This is a genomic window from Bosea sp. RAC05, assembly GCF_001713455.1.
Taxonomy (GTDB): domain Bacteria; phylum Pseudomonadota; class Alphaproteobacteria; order Rhizobiales; family Beijerinckiaceae; genus Allobosea.
Map to the genome: position 1 here is coordinate 2,758,723 of NZ_CP016464.1, position 13,755 is coordinate 2,772,477.

Consider the following 13,755-nt stretch of genomic DNA (forward strand, 5'->3'; position numbering starts at 1 on the left):
GCAGGAGCCTTCGCATGAAACTGACCTGGTACGGCCATTCCGCCTTCCGCGCCGAGATCGACGGTGCGGTCATCCTGATCGACCCGTTCTTCACAGGGAACCCGGTCTTCGCGGGCGACGTCGCGGCCGTCTCGACGGGCGTGACCCATATCGTTGTCACCCATGGCCATGGCGATCATGTCGGCGACACGCTGGCCATCGCGCAGAGCACGGGCGCCACGGTCATCACCAATTACGACCTCGCCATGCATCTGGCGTCGAAAGGCCTCAAGAGCTTCCAGCCGGTCAACACCGGCGGCACGATCGATCTCGGTGCCTTCAGCGTGACCTGGGTCCGCGCCGATCACTCGGCCGGCATGGGCGAGGCCGGGGTCTCCGTGCCGCTCGGCAACGCCAATGGCGCGATCATCAAGGCGAAGGGAGAGAAGACGCTCTGGCACATGGGCGACACCGACATCTTCTCCGACATGGCCCTGATCAGCGAGATCCACGGTGTCGAGGCCTGCATCTGCCCGGTCGGCGACCGCTTCACCATGGGCGGCAAGGTCGCGGCGCTGGCGATGACGCGCTTCGTCAAGCCGAAGCTGGCGATTCCCTGCCATTACGGCACCTTCCCGCTGATCGACGCCAATGCCGACGCCTTCGTCGCAGGACTCGCGGGCAGCGGCATCCAGGCGCTGGTGCCGACGAAGGGCGAGGCGTTCACGGTCTGAGGGCGACGACACGGCCAGCAAAACCGCGGGGAACCCTCTCCCGTAGGGAGAGGGCAGGGTGAGGGGTCGGCCGTTGGACGCTTGGGCCGAGACCTGACCGTTGCCGCCGTCAGGTTGCCGCTTCACGGGTCAAAGGGCCTACACCTCACCCCTGCCCCTCTCACTGATCTCGGGCTTGCCCGAGATCAGTACTTTGAGTGTCGAAGTCGGGTAGACCCGACTTCGAAGCAGGAGAGGGGTTCTCGCCGTCGCTTCGGGTAAATCACGGGCTTCTGTTGCGGGTGCCCGCGGCTGCGCTTATAGCCCTGACAATCATCGGCGCCCGCGCCGCCCCGTCTCAGGAGTCCGCCATGTCGGTCGATCTCGCCACCGTCAAACGCGTCGCGCATCTGGCGCGCATCGCCGTTCCGGAGGCCGATCTGCCCAAGCTGCAAGGCGAGCTCAACGCGATCCTCGGCTTCGTCGAGCAGCTCAACGAGGTCGATGTCGAGGGTGTCGAGCCGCTGACCTCGGTCACGCCGATGGCGATGAAGCAGCGGCAGGACGTGGTGACCGACGGCGAGATCGCGGCCAAGATCGTCGCGAATGCCCCGGCCGCCGACGACGACTACTTCATGGTGCCCAAGGTCATCGAGTGACGCCCGTCATTGCGAGCGTCAGCAAAGCAATCCAGAGGACGTCGAGCGCTGCTGCTCCTGGATGGCTTCGTCGCTGCGCTCCTCGCCATGACGGTTCCACTGCCTTCACTGAATCCGGATACTGCCCGTGACCGATCTCACCCGCCTGACCCTGACCGAAGCCCGCGACGGGCTGAAGGCCAAGAGCTTCTCCTCCACCGAGCTGACGCAGGCCCATATCGCGGCTGTCGAAAAGGCACGCGCGCTCAACGCCTATGTGCTGGAGACGCCCGAGCACGCGCTGAAGCAGGCGGCCGCCTCCGACGCGAAGCTGGCGAAGGGCGAGGCCGGCCCGCTCGAAGGCCTGCCGCTCGGCATCAAGGATCTCTTCGCGACGGAAGGGGTGCGCACCACCGCCTGCTCGAAGATCCTCGGCAATTTCGTGCCGCCCTATGAATCGACCGTCTCGGGCCAGCTCTGGCGCGACGGCGCCGTCATGCTCGGCAAGCTGAACAACGACGAATTCGCCATGGGCTCGTCGAACGAGACCTCGGCCTTCGGCAACGTCGTCAATCCCTGGCGGCGGACCGGCTCCGAGACTCCGCTGGTGCCCGGCGGCTCCTCCGGCGGTTCGGCCGCCGCGGTTGCGGCCGATCTCTGCCTTGCGGCGACCGCGACCGATACCGGCGGCTCGATCCGCCAGCCCGCCGCCTTCACCGGCACGGTCGGCATCAAGCCGACCTATGGCCGCTGCTCGCGCTGGGGCATCGTCGCCTTCGCCTCCTCGCTCGATCAGGCCGGGCCGATCGGCAAGAGCGTGCGCGACTGCGCCGTGATGCTGCGCTCCATGGCCGGCCATGATCCCAAGGACACCACCTGCGTCGACGCCGCCGTGCCAGACTACGAGAAGGCGGTCGGCCGGTCCGTGAAGGGCATGAAGATCGGCATCCCCCGGGAGTACCGGCTGGACGGGCTCAACGCCGAGATCGACGCGCTCTGGCAGCAGGGCATCGACTGGCTCAAGAGCGCCGGCGCCGAGATCGTCGAGATCTCGCTGCCCCACACCAAATACGCGCTCCCGGCCTATTACATCGTCGCCCCGGCCGAAGCCTCGTCCAACCTCGCCCGCTATGACGGCGTCCGCTACGGCCTGCGTGAGCAGGGCAAGGACATCGTCGAGATGTACGAGAAGACCCGCGCGGCCGGCTTCGGCACCGAGGTCAAGCGCCGCATCATGATCGGCACCTATGTCCTCTCGGCCGGCTATTACGACGCCTATTATGTCCGCGCCCAGAAGGTCCGGACCCTGATCAAGCGCGACTTCGACGAGGCCTATGCGGCCGGCATCGACGCTGTTTTGACTCCGGCCACGCCATCCGCGGCGTTCGGCATCGGCGAGAAGGGCTCGGCCGATCCCGTCGAGATGTATCTCAACGACATCTTCACGGTGACGGTGAACATGGCCGGCCTGCCCGGCCTCGCCGTGCCGGCGGGGCTGGACAGCCAGGGCCTGCCGCTCGGCCTGCAGCTGATCGGCCGCCCCTTCGACGAGGAGACGCTGTTTGCGCTGGGGGAGGTGATCGAGCAGGCGGCGGGCCGTTTCCCGGTCTCCGGGCGCTGGTGGGCCTGAACCGACGCGAAACGGTCATTTGACAGCCCGGCGCAATCTGAGTCAGATCGGATAACGTTGGGGGGAGCGTGTCAAAGCCAGGGCTGTGGCAGGGATGCCGCTGCCGTGAGGCCGTGACGGACGAGCTCCAGCGCTCTTGCCTGGAGACCCCCCCTTGGCCGCACCGCTCCATCCCGCCGCTCCGCACCACCTGCCACCCTTCATCACCGCGCCGAACGAGACCGACGCGATGATGGTCCTGGCGGCCGTCATCATCATCGGCTCGGTGCTGGGCTTCGGGCTGCTGTTCCTGCGCCTGCACACGCTGCCGGAGCGGATGGCGCACAAGGCGCACAAGCTGCAGTTCGAGATCGTCGCGGTGCTCGGGCTGCTGGCGCTGTTCACCCATATCCACCTGTTCTGGGTTGCGGGCCTGCTGCTCGCCCTGATCGAGATTCCCGACGTCTGGAACCCGCTGCGCCGCATGGCCGGGGCGCTCGACAAGATCGCGGGCATCCCGCCCGAGCGGGACGAGGACGAGCCCGCGCCAGCCGCGAAGGGCGCAGGCGATCCGCCGCCTGCAGCAACCGCGTCACCCGCCACCACGAGCCAGCCTGCCGCCGCCGTGCGCACCGCCCAGCAGGAGGCGCCGGCCCATGGTTGAGATCCTGATCTGCTCGCTTCTGACGATCCTGCCGGACTATCTCTACCGCCGCTATGGCCAGGGAAAGCGCTTCGGCCACGAGATCACGCTGTATTCGGTCTGGTTCGAGCTGCGCTGGGGCATCATCGGCTGCCTGATGCTCACCGTCTCGCTGATCACGGTGATCTTCTACAACCATCCCTCGACCACCAACGCGACGCTGTTCTTCCGCACCGTGCCGATCGTGCCCGAGAGCGGCGGGCGCGTCGCCGAGATCTATGTCCGCCAGGGCGGCAAGGTCGGCCAGGGCGAGCCGATCTTCCGGCTCGACGATGCCAAGCAGCAGGCTGCGGTCGAGACGGCCCGCCGCAAGGTCGGCGAGGTCGAGGCGGCACTCGCCGTGGCCAAGGTCGACATCCTCGCCAACGAGGCCAAGATCCAGGAGGCGCGCAGCTCGCTCCAGCTCGCCCTCGACGAACTGCGGACGAAGCAGGAGCTCAAGCGCCGCAATGACGACATCGTCGCCGCCCGCGAGATCGAGCGGCTCGAGAACGTCGTCCAGGGGCGCGAGGCGACGGTTGCGGCCGCCACCGCCTCGCGCGAGGCCGCCCAGGCGCGCATCGCCGCGCTGCTGCCGGCCGAGAAGGCGAGCGCCGAGGCCGCGCTCGCCCAGGCCGAGGTCGATCTGGCCAAGACCGTGGTGCGCGCCGGTGTCGCCGGCCACATCGAGCAGTTCGCCCTGCAGGTCGGCGACCTCGTCAATCCCTTCATGCGCTCGGCCGGCGTCCTGATCCCCGCCACCGCCGGCCGCAAGGCGCTGCAGGCCGGCTTCAGCCAGCTCGAGGCGCAGGTGCTCAAGGTCGGCATGGCCGCGGAGGTCGCCTGCATCTCGAAGCCGTGGACGATCATTCCGATGGTCATCACCGACGTGCAGGAATTCATCGCGGCGGGACAGTTCCGGACCGGCGACCAGCTCATGGACGCCCAGCAGATCCAGCGGCCGGGCACCGTGCTCGTCTTCCTCGAGCCGCTCTACGAGGGCGGGCTGGACGGCGTCTTCCCCGGCTCGAGCTGTGTCGCAAACGCCTATTCCAGCAATCACGAGCTGATCGCTTCGGGCAAGGTCGGCACCTTCAAGAGCCTGGCGCTGCACGTCGTCGACGCCACAGGCGTCGTCCACGCCGTGATGCTGCGCATCCAGGCGCTGCTGCTGCCGGTCAAGATGCTGGTGCTCAGCGGGCACTGACAGGGGCGTGGCCCAGGGTGCCTGATGGGGTTGGGTGAGGACAACCACGCCGTCATCCCGGGATGACGGCCGTTTGTCCGCTCGGGATCACCGAACGCTAATCCCCGCCGCCTCCACCGCAGCTACCGCCGTCACCGCCGCCATCGCTTGATCCGCTGTCGGAACGGCCGCTATCGCCCATCCCGTCCGTTCCGCCGTCATAGGACGAACTGGAGAAATCTCCGCCGCATTGCGTGCCGGCGTCGCCGTGGCGGCGAAGCTGCGCGCAATCGGGCTCGTAGCGATAGCCGCCGGGGATGTTCAGCTTGGTGTCGAGCGCAAACAGCAGCGGGAGGCGTGTCGGCTTGACCGGGTTGATGCCGTCGAGCCGGCAGCACTGCAGCCAGACCCGACGAAGCCCGGCATTGTCCCGTTTGCGCCCCGGCGCGAGGGCGACGGCCGGCGTGTGGTGGAGGAATCCGCCGAAGGCCTCCTGGCAGAACGCCTGATAGGCTCGGGTGTAGAGGATGAACTCGTGCCAAAGGTCGTCGGCGACTTGCGAGGGCATCGCGACATAGGCGCGGCCGCTGTTGAGATAGGCCAGGAAGAACTGCCGCAGGCCCTGTGCGACCAGCGCGCTGTCCTTGCGGGTGAAGCCGCGATGATGGCCGGCGAGCTTGTCGAGCAGCCCAGGCGGCCATTCATAGGTTCTGATGAACTCGGCGCGCTGCAGGCGGCGATAGCTCGGCCAGAACAGGGCGCCGGCTATCAGGAGGGTCGCCAGCGGTATCGCGACCAGGCCGAGTATCCATGGAACCATCATCTGCCCCCGTCGCGGTGGAATCCGGGACGGGGGCGATCTGATCACGGGTGAGCGGCGGATGCATCCCCATGCGGCGGTTCTGTGCGCTTTGTCTTGCGCAGATCCGCCAGCCAGCGGACGACGACATAGAAAACCGGGGTGAAGATCAGCCCGAAGATCGTCACGCCGAGCATGCCGGAAAACACCGCCACACCCATCGCCTGGCGCATCTCCGCGCCGGCGCCGGTCGAGATCGTCAGCGGCAGCACGCCGAGGATGAAGGCGAGCGAGGTCATCAGGATCGGCCGCAACCGGGTCCGCGCCGCCGCGATCGCCGCATCGCGCCGGTTCATGCCCTCGTCCTCCGCCTGCTTGGCGAATTCGACGATCAGGATCGCATTCTTGGCGGCGAGGCCGACCAGCACGACGAGGCCGATATCGACGAGGATGTTGCGGTCGAGCCCGGCATAGTTGACCCCGAACATCGCTGCGAGAATGCACATCGGCACGATCAGGATGACCGCGAGCGGCAGCATCCAGCTCTCGTACAGCGCCGCCAGCAGCAGGAAGACGAAGACGACCGCCAGCCCGAAGGCGATGATGGCGGTGTTGCCCGCGAGCTTCTCCTGCAGCGCGATCTCGGTCCATTCGAAGCCGAAGCCCGAGGGCAGGCGCTCGGCCGCGATCTTCTCGATCGCCGCGATGCCCTGTCCGGTCGAGAAACCGCGCGCCATCGAGAGCTGCACCTCGGCGGCCGGATAGAGGTTGTAGCGCGGCACGCGATAGGCGCCGGTCGTGTCCGAGAAGGAGGCGACCGAGCCGATCGGCACCATCTCGCCGTCGGTGTTGCGGGTCTTCAGGTTGGCGACGTCGCTCAGATCGAGCCGGAACGGATTGTCGGCCTGCGCCGTCACCCGGTAGGTGCGCCCGAGCAGGTTGAAGTCGTTGATATAGGCCGAGCCCATGAAGACCGAGAGCGTCTCGAAGACGCGGGTGATGGGCACGCCCAGCATCTCGGCCTTGGTGCGGTCGATGTCGGCGAAGACCTGCGGCGTCTTGGTCGAGAACAGGGTGAAGGGCTGCTGGATACCCGGCACCTGCGCCGCCGAGCCGGCGACGACCCAGGTCGCGCCCTCGAGCGCAGGCAGGCCGCGGCCCGAACGGTCCTGGACATAGCCCTTGAGGCCGCCGCCGGTGCCGATGCCCGGCACGGCCGGGGCGGGATCACCAGGGCGAAGGCCTCGTTGATCGCGAACATCTGCCGGCGCAGGTCGGCGAGGATGCCGTCCGAGGTCAGCTTGAGCTTCTGGCGCTCATCGAACGACGACAGGGTCACGAAGATGACGCCGGTATTGGGCGCGATCGTGAAGGTGGCGCCGTCGAGCCCGGCGAAGGCGACCGCATGGGCGACGCCCGGTCGCGACAGCACGACGTCGGTCGCCTTGCGGATGACCGCATCGGTGCGCGGCAGCGACGAGCCGGGCGGCAGCTGGAAGGCGACGATGAAATAGCCGCGGTCGAGCTGCGGCACGAGGCCGGTCGGCGTCACCGACAGCCGATTGACCGTCAGAGCGATCAGCCCGGCATAGAAGACGAGCAGCAGCACGGCAAAGCGGATCAGCCGCGAGGTCAGCGCGCCGTAGTTGCGCGAGAGCCAGTCGAAGCCGGCGTTGAAGTAGCGGAAGAAGCCGCGGACGGGGGCGCCGATCGTGTAGAGGAAGCCGTGCTTCTGGCCCTCGTCATGGCCGTGCGGCTTCAGCAGCAGCGCCGCCATCGCCGGCGACAGCGTCAGCGAGACGAAGCAGGAGATCGCCGTCGAGGCCGCGATGGTCACGGCGAACTGCTGGTAGAAGGTGCCCTGCAGCCCGCTGATGAAGGCGGTCGGGATGAACACGGCGCAGAGCACGAGCGCGATGGCGAGCAGCGCGCCACCGACCTCGTCCATGGTCTTGTGCGCGGCCTCCTTGGCGCTCATCCCCTCGGCGAGATAGCGCTCGACATTTTCCACCACGACGATCGCGTCGTCGACGACGATGCCGATGGCGAGCACCAGCGCGAGCAGCGAGATCGTGTTGAAGGAAATGCCGACCGCGCTCATCACCAGAAACGTGCCGACGAGCGAGACGGGGATCGCGATGATCGGGATGATCGCCGCGCGCCAGGTCTGCAGGAACAGGATGACGACCACGACGACGAGCGCCACGGCTTCCACCAGCGTGTGGATGACCGCGCTGACCGATTCGCCGATGAACTCGGTCGGGTTGTAGATGATGCGGTGCTCGACGCCGGAGGGGAACTGCTTGGCCATGTCGTTCATGGTCTTGATCAGCGTCTCGGCGGTCGCGAGCGCGTTCGAGCCCGGACGCTGGAAGATGCCGATGGCCACCGCGTTCTTGTTATCGAGATAGGCGTTGGTGGTGTAATCCTGCGAGCCGAGCTCGACGCGCGCGATATCGCGGATGCGGATCGTGCCGCCATTGGCGTCCGATCGCACGACGATGTTCTCGAATTCGGCGATGTCGGTGAGACGACCGAGCGTGTTGACCGAGAGCTGGAAGGCGCCGCCCTGCGTCGCCGGCGGCTGGTTGATGGCGCCGGCCGCGACCTGGACGTTGGCCGCGCGCAGCGCCGCGACGACGTCGCCCGCGGTCAGGTTGCGCGAGGCGACCTTGGCCGGGTCGAGCCAGATGCGCATCGAGAAGTCGCGCGCGCCGAAGACCTGGACGTTGCCGACGCCGTCGATACGGGTCAGCACGTCCTTCACATAGAGCGTCGCGTAGTTGGAGACGTACTGGGCGTCGCGCGAGCCGTCCGGCGAGATCATGTTGATGACCATCATCAGATCGGGCGAGGCCTTGCGCGTCTGGATGCCCAGCGCGCGCACATCCGCCGGCAGCCGGGCCTCGGCGGCGGCGACGCGGTTCTGCACCAGCACCTGCGCCTGGTCGATGTCGACGCCGGCCTTGAACACGACGTTGATCGTGACGCGCCCGTCGCCGGTCGACTGCGACGAGATGTAGAGCATGTCGTCGACGCCGTTGACCTCCTGCTCGATCGGCGTCGCCACCGTGGCGGCGACGACCTCGGCCGAGGCGCCGGGATAGGTCGCGGTGATCGAGACCGTCGGCGGCGCGATCTCGGGATACTCCGCGATCGGCAGGCCGCGCTGGGCGATGGCGCCGGCGATCGTCAGCAGCACCGAGAGCACGGTGGCGAAGATCGGCCGGTCAATGAAGAAATGGGCAAAACGGAACATGAAAAGGGTCCTGGCCTGGCGTCAGGGCAGGCGGCCGGCGGCCGCCCGGGGCTGGTTCGAGGCGCGGTTCAGTTGCTGCCGTTGGGCTTGATCTCGCCCGGCTGCGGCGTGACGGTCGCGCCGGGGCGCACCATCGGGTTGGCGAAGCCGCCGATGACGACCTTGTCCTCCGGCGAAAGCCCGGTGCGGATGACGCGCAGTCCCCGGGTGATCTGGCCCAGAACAACCGGCTTGGGCACGATCTTGTTCTCGGGCCCCACCGTCAGGACGATCTTGCTGGCCTGGTCGGAGACGATCACGCTGTCGGGCACCAGCAGGGCGTCGCCCTCGCCGGCGAAGACGCGCAGCCGGCCGAAGGTGCCCGGCGTCAGGAACTGGTCGGCGTTGGGGAACACGACGCGGCCGCGGATCGTGCCCGAGCGTGCGTTCAGCGTGTTGTCGACGAAGTCGATCCGGCCGCGGCGCTTCCACTCCTGCTCGTCCGACAGGCGCACCTCGGCGACGATGCCGGCCTCGCGCGAGGCCGTCGTCCGCAGGTCGCTGGCGCGGCGCTGCCAGCGCAGGTAATCGGCTTCCGACGCGTCGAAGGTGAAGTAGATCGGATCGACCGCGACGATCGTCGTCAGCAACGTCGCGCCGGACTGGCCGCCCGCGATCAGATTGCCCGGGTCGACGCGGCGGTTCGAGATGCGGCCCGCCAGCGGCGCGCGCACCTCGGTCCATTCGAGATTGAGCTCGGCTGTCTTCAGATTGGCTTCCGCCCCCTGCTGGGAGCCGATGGCGCTGTTGAGGTTGGCGCGGCGCTGGTCGACGTCGCGGGCCGTGATGGTGCGGTTCTGGGTCAGGCCCTCGGCGCGTTCGACCTCGTTCTGGGCGAGCTCGACCTGGGCCTTGGCGCGCGCCACCTCGGCGCGGGCGGCATCGACCGAGAGCCGGTAGGGGCGGGGATCGATGGTGAAGAGCAGGTCGCCCTTCTTCACTAGGTCGCCGTCCTTGAAGTGGATCGAGTCGAGGAAGCCGGAGACGCGGGCGCGCACCTCGACCTGCTCGCTGGCCTCGAAGCGGCCGGTGAACTCGTCCCAGTTGGTGACGCGCTGGGCTAGCGGCGCCGAGACCTGCACCGGCGGCGCGGGCGGCGGCCCGCCCTGGGCGCGGGCCTCGCCGAGGCCGAAGGCGACGGAAGCCAGCAGGCACGCGGCCGAATAGGTCAGCGATATCGGCGCCGAGCGGCGATGTGACATGGTAGAGCTCCGGATGGTGCGGCCGGCACAACCTGAGGGTTTCCGGCCTTTGCCGCTACAAGGGGAGCGGACTGACGATTGTCAAGATCCGTCATCCCTCACAAGGCGAGATTGGGGCACACTATGCCACAATCCCGACAGCCGGTGTCGGGAGTGCAACAGAAGCTTGCCGCCCGCGCGCCGAGGTCGTAACCGTCAGGCGACCCCTTTCGAGCCGGAACACCGATGATGAACGCGCATGCCCGCCCCGCCGACCCCAAGAAGCTGATCAAGGGTGCGACCGGCGACTGGGAGATCGTGATCGGCATGGAGATCCATGCCCAGGTCACCTCCAACGCCAAGCTGTTCTCGGGCTCCTCGACCGCCTTCGGCGCCGAGCCCAACGCCCATGTCAGCCTCGTCGACGCCGCGATGCCCGGCATGCTGCCCGTGATCAACGCCGAATGCGTCCGCCAGGCGGTGCGCACCGGGCTCGGCCTCAACGCGCAGGTCAACAACCGCTCGGTCTTCGACCGGAAGAACTATTTCTATCCGGACCTGCCGCAGGGCTACCAGATCAGCCAGTACAAGAGCCCGATCATCGGCGAGGGCGAGATCGTCGTCGATCTCTCGCCGACCGAGCAGATCACGGTGGGCATCGAGCGGCTGCATCTCGAGCAGGACGCGGGTAAGTCGATCCACGACCAGCACCCGACGATGAGCTTCGTCGATCTCAACCGCTCGGGCGTGGCGCTGATGGAGATCGTCTCCAAGCCCGATCTGCGCTCGGCCGACGAGGCGCGCGCCTATGTCACCAAGCTGCGCACCATCCTGCGCTATCTCGGCACCTGCGACGGCGACATGGAAAAGGGCAACCTGCGTGCCGACGTCAACGTCTCCGTCCGCAAGCCCGGCAGCCCGCTCGGCACGCGCTGCGAGATCAAGAACGTCAACTCGATCCGCTTCATCGGCCAGGCCGTCGAGGTCGAGGCGCGCCGCCAGATCGGCATCCTCGAAGATGGCGGCACGATCGACCAGGAAACCCGCCTCTACGACCCCGCCAAATCCGAGACGCGCTCGATGCGCTCGAAGGAAGAGGCGCATGACTACCGCTATTTCCCCGATCCCGACCTGCTGCCGCTCGAATTCGACGATGCCTTCGTCGCCGAGCTGAAGGCGCATCTGCCGGAACTGCCCGACGCCAAGAAGGCCCGCTTCATCGCCGAATACGGGCTCTCGCCCTATGACGCCTCGGTGCTGGTCGCCGAGCGCGAGCAGGCGGATTACTTCGAAGCCGTCGCCAAGGGGCGCGACGGCAAGGCCGCGGCCAACTGGGTCATCAACGAGCTGTTCGGGCGCCTCAACAAGGAGGGCCAGGACGTCACGACCTCGCCGGTCTCCGCCGCCCAGCTCGGCGGGCTCGTCGACCTGATCGGCGAGGGCGTCATTTCCGGGCGCATCGCCAAGGATTTGTTCGAGATCCTCTGGAGCGAGGGCGGCGACCCGCGCGCGATCGTCGAGGCCCGCGGCATGAAGCAGGTCACCGATACGGCTGCGATCGAGAAGGCGGTGGACGAGCTGATCGCCGCCAATCCCGACAAGGTCGAGCAGGTCAAGGCGAAGCCGACCATGCTGGGCTGGTTCGTCGGCCAGGCGATGAAGGCCTCGGGCGGCAAGGCCAACCCGCAGGCACTGAACGAGATCCTGAAGGCGAAGCTGGGGATCGAGTGACGGGATGGGCGGCGCTGGCAACACGCCGTCATCCCGGACGCAGCGAAGCGGAGATCCGGGATCCATGCCTGAACCTGGTTCCGAAGCGCTCCGGAATGGATCCCGGGTCAAGCCCGGGATGACGGCGGCGTGTCCCTCGCGGACGGGACTCCGGGCATGACCCCGGCCGATCTCGTCATCCGCGACGCCGAAGCCGCCGATCTGCCGGCGGTGCGGGCGCTGCTGGTCGAGACCTGGCACGCCACCTATGACGGCATCTATGGCTGGCAGCGCGTCGCCGAGATCACCAATGCCTGGCATTCCCTGGAGAACCTGGGCGCCCAGCTCGGCCGCGAGAACGGCGCCTTCCTGGTCGCGCTCGTCGGGAGCGAGATCGTCGCGACCGCCAGTGCCCGCACCGAGCGCGACCGCGCCGCGCTGCTGACGCGGCTTTATGTCCTGCCGGCCTGGCAGGGCGTCGGCATCGGCCGCACCCTGCTGCAGGTGACGCTGGCCTGCTTCCCGCAGGCGCCGGTGGCGCGCCTCGAGGTCGAGAGCCAGAACGAGCCGGCGATCACCTTCTACGAGCGGATGGGCTTCTTCCTGCAGCGCCAGGCCCGCTTCGACGGCCGTGACGACACCCCCAACACCCTGCTGATGGCCAAGCGGTTGTTCGCCGCATAGCCGCTGCCGCAACCGGCCTGTGCGTCCACGCCGGTTGCCGCGCCGCGCCCGCCATGCCTCACTCTCCCCCAAGCCGCGCCAAAGCGGCACGTTCAGGGAGAGAAGACCATGCAGCGCCAGCCCATCCGCGTCGCGACCTATGACGGCCCCGGCGGCAAGCCGACCATCCAGGAGGTGCCCTGGCCGGCAGTCCCGGCCAAGGCGGCGCTGATCAAGATCGGCGCCTGCGGCGTCTGCGGCACCGACCAGCACATCCTCAAGGGTCATTGGCCCAAGAAGCTGCCCTGGCCCTTTACGCTGGGCCACGAGATCGGCGGCGTCATCGTCGAGAAGGGGGCGGATTTCACCGAGGACTTCATGGGCAAGCCGCTCGATGTCGGCTCCAAGGTGATGATCCCGCCGCTGATGCCCTGCGGGCACTGCCACTACTGCGTCCACTACCCCGAGAGCGCCAACAAGTGCCTGACCCCGGTCTATTACGGGCGCTATCTCGGCTTCGACAAGGCGCCGCATCTCTGGGGCGGCTGGGCCGAATATGTCTATGTCGACCTCGAGATGCTGCCCGGCACCAAGGTCTACAAGCTGCCCGACGACATGTCGCTGCGGCTGGGCGCGCTGTCCGAGCCGATGACCTCCTGCATCCGCGCCTTCAACCGGGCCAAGCGCGCCGGCGGCTTCAACTGGGGCGACACGGTGGTGATCCAGGGCTCGGGGCCGATCGGCATCCTGGCGATCGCCGCGGCGCAGGAGATGGGCGCCGGCCGCGTCATCTGCGTCGGCGCCCCGGAGGAGCCGCGCCTGGCGCTCGCCCGCAAGTTCGGCGCGGAGGCGACGGTCAATCTGGAGGAATACACCACGGCGGACGAGCGCATCGCCCGCGTCCGCGAGATCGTCGGCGGGTTCGGGGCCGATCTCGTGATGGACTGCTCCGGCCATCCCACGGCCGGGCCCGAGGGCATCGAGTTCCTGCGCGACGGCGGCACCTATGTCGAGATGGGGCAGTTCACCGATGCGGGCTCGATCCAGACCAACTGGCACCGCATCTGCACCAAGGATCTGAACGTGCTCGGCTCCTGGGCCTTCACCGGCAATGATCTGCCGCTCGGCGTCGACATGCTCTACCGCGCCCGCGACAAGTACCCCTTCCTGGAAATGCAGACGATCTACCCCTTCACCGAGGCCGGCGTGACCCAGGCCGTCGCCGATGCGATGGCGATGAAGACGGTGAAGTCCACCATCGTTCCGTTCCCGGAGCTGGTCTGATAGAGCGGCGTCT

At 67.8% G+C, this 13,755-nt stretch carries 10 protein-coding genes and 1 pseudogene; 8 read left to right on the forward strand and 3 right to left on the reverse strand.

Going from position 1 to position 13,755, the window contains the following annotated elements:
- The first annotated feature begins 14 nt into the window (after nucleotides 1–14).
- From BSY19_RS16535 to BSY19_RS16555, 5 genes are all read left to right on the forward strand, one after another.
- Nucleotides 15–713, forward strand: coding sequence for a metal-dependent hydrolase (locus BSY19_RS16535; protein WP_069055098.1), 699 nt, complete (start codon nucleotides 15–17; stop codon nucleotides 711–713).
- A 350-nt stretch (nucleotides 714–1,063) separates the two neighbouring features.
- The gene (gatC, locus tag BSY19_RS16540) at nucleotides 1,064–1,351 is read left to right on the forward strand and encodes an Asp-tRNA(Asn)/Glu-tRNA(Gln) amidotransferase subunit GatC (RefSeq protein ID WP_069055099.1); all 288 of its coding nucleotides are present in this window, start codon (nucleotides 1,064–1,066) and stop codon (nucleotides 1,349–1,351) included.
- Nucleotides 1,352–1,478: 127 nt separating this feature from the next.
- Entirely contained in the window at nucleotides 1,479–2,960 is a 1,482-nt protein-coding gene (gene gatA, locus BSY19_RS16545) for an Asp-tRNA(Asn)/Glu-tRNA(Gln) amidotransferase subunit GatA (protein WP_069055100.1), read from the forward strand.
- Between the two features lie 154 nt (nucleotides 2,961–3,114).
- Nucleotides 3,115–3,603, forward strand: a complete 489-nt coding sequence (locus BSY19_RS16550) for a hypothetical protein (protein ID WP_069055101.1) — start codon at nucleotides 3,115–3,117, stop codon at nucleotides 3,601–3,603.
- The gene (locus tag BSY19_RS16555; protein WP_069055102.1) at nucleotides 3,596–4,828 is read left to right on the forward strand and encodes an HlyD family secretion protein; all 1,233 of its coding nucleotides are present in this window, start codon (nucleotides 3,596–3,598) and stop codon (nucleotides 4,826–4,828) included. Before BSY19_RS16550 ends, BSY19_RS16555 begins: the two co-directional genes overlap by 8 nt.
- Before the next feature lie 97 nt (nucleotides 4,829–4,925).
- Here BSY19_RS16555 and BSY19_RS16560 read toward each other — a convergent pair whose 3' ends face one another.
- The 3 genes and pseudogenes from BSY19_RS16560 to BSY19_RS16570 form a co-directional block, all read right to left on the reverse strand.
- A complete protein-coding gene (locus tag BSY19_RS16560; protein ID WP_069055103.1) occupies nucleotides 4,926–5,630 on the reverse strand; it encodes a glycine-rich domain-containing protein in 705 nt (234 codons plus the stop codon).
- 41 nt (nucleotides 5,631–5,671) lie between these two features.
- Nucleotides 5,672–8,865 (reverse strand): annotated as a pseudogene (locus BSY19_RS16565) (efflux RND transporter permease subunit).
- A 68-nt stretch (nucleotides 8,866–8,933) separates the two neighbouring features.
- Entirely contained in the window at nucleotides 8,934–10,106 is a 1,173-nt protein-coding gene (locus BSY19_RS16570) for an efflux RND transporter periplasmic adaptor subunit (RefSeq protein WP_069055104.1), read from the reverse strand.
- 228 nt (nucleotides 10,107–10,334) lie between these two features.
- Between BSY19_RS16570 and gatB the strand changes: the two genes are divergently transcribed.
- From gatB to BSY19_RS16585, 3 genes are all read left to right on the forward strand, one after another.
- Nucleotides 10,335–11,816 carry an Asp-tRNA(Asn)/Glu-tRNA(Gln) amidotransferase subunit GatB gene (gatB, locus tag BSY19_RS16575; protein ID WP_069057184.1) on the forward strand — a complete coding sequence of 494 codons (1,482 nt, stop codon included), beginning with the start codon at nucleotides 10,335–10,337 and terminating at the stop codon, nucleotides 11,814–11,816.
- A 156-nt stretch (nucleotides 11,817–11,972) separates the two neighbouring features.
- A complete protein-coding gene (locus BSY19_RS16580; RefSeq protein ID WP_069055105.1) occupies nucleotides 11,973–12,479 on the forward strand; it encodes a GNAT family N-acetyltransferase in 507 nt (168 codons plus the stop codon).
- A 108-nt stretch (nucleotides 12,480–12,587) separates the two neighbouring features.
- A complete protein-coding gene (locus BSY19_RS16585) occupies nucleotides 12,588–13,742 on the forward strand; it encodes a zinc-binding dehydrogenase (protein ID WP_069055106.1) in 1,155 nt (384 codons plus the stop codon).
- Nucleotides 13,743–13,755: the final 13 nt, after the last annotated feature.

Bases quoted from the DNA above. Each gene is read 5' to 3' on its own strand.
- BSY19_RS16535 (WP_069055098.1), top strand. From the start codon at position 15: ATGAAACTGACCTGGTACGGCCATTCCGCCTTCCGCGCCGAGATCGAC.
- gatC (WP_069055099.1), top strand. From the start codon at position 1,064: ATGTCGGTCGATCTCGCCACCGTCAAACGCGTCGCGCATCTGGCGCGC.
- BSY19_RS16555 (WP_069055102.1), top strand. From the start codon at position 3,596: ATGGTTGAGATCCTGATCTGCTCGCTTCTGACGATCCTGCCGGACTAT.
- BSY19_RS16560 (WP_069055103.1), bottom strand. From the start codon at position 5,630: ATGATGGTTCCATGGATACTCGGCCTGGTCGCGATACCGCTGGCGACC.
- BSY19_RS16570 (WP_069055104.1), bottom strand. From the start codon at position 10,106: ATGTCACATCGCCGCTCGGCGCCGATATCGCTGACCTATTCGGCCGCG.
- gatB (WP_069057184.1), top strand. From the start codon at position 10,335: ATGAACGCGCATGCCCGCCCCGCCGACCCCAAGAAGCTGATCAAGGGT.
- BSY19_RS16580 (WP_069055105.1), top strand. From the start codon at position 11,973: ATGACCCCGGCCGATCTCGTCATCCGCGACGCCGAAGCCGCCGATCTG.
- BSY19_RS16585 (WP_069055106.1), top strand. From the start codon at position 12,588: ATGCAGCGCCAGCCCATCCGCGTCGCGACCTATGACGGCCCCGGCGGC.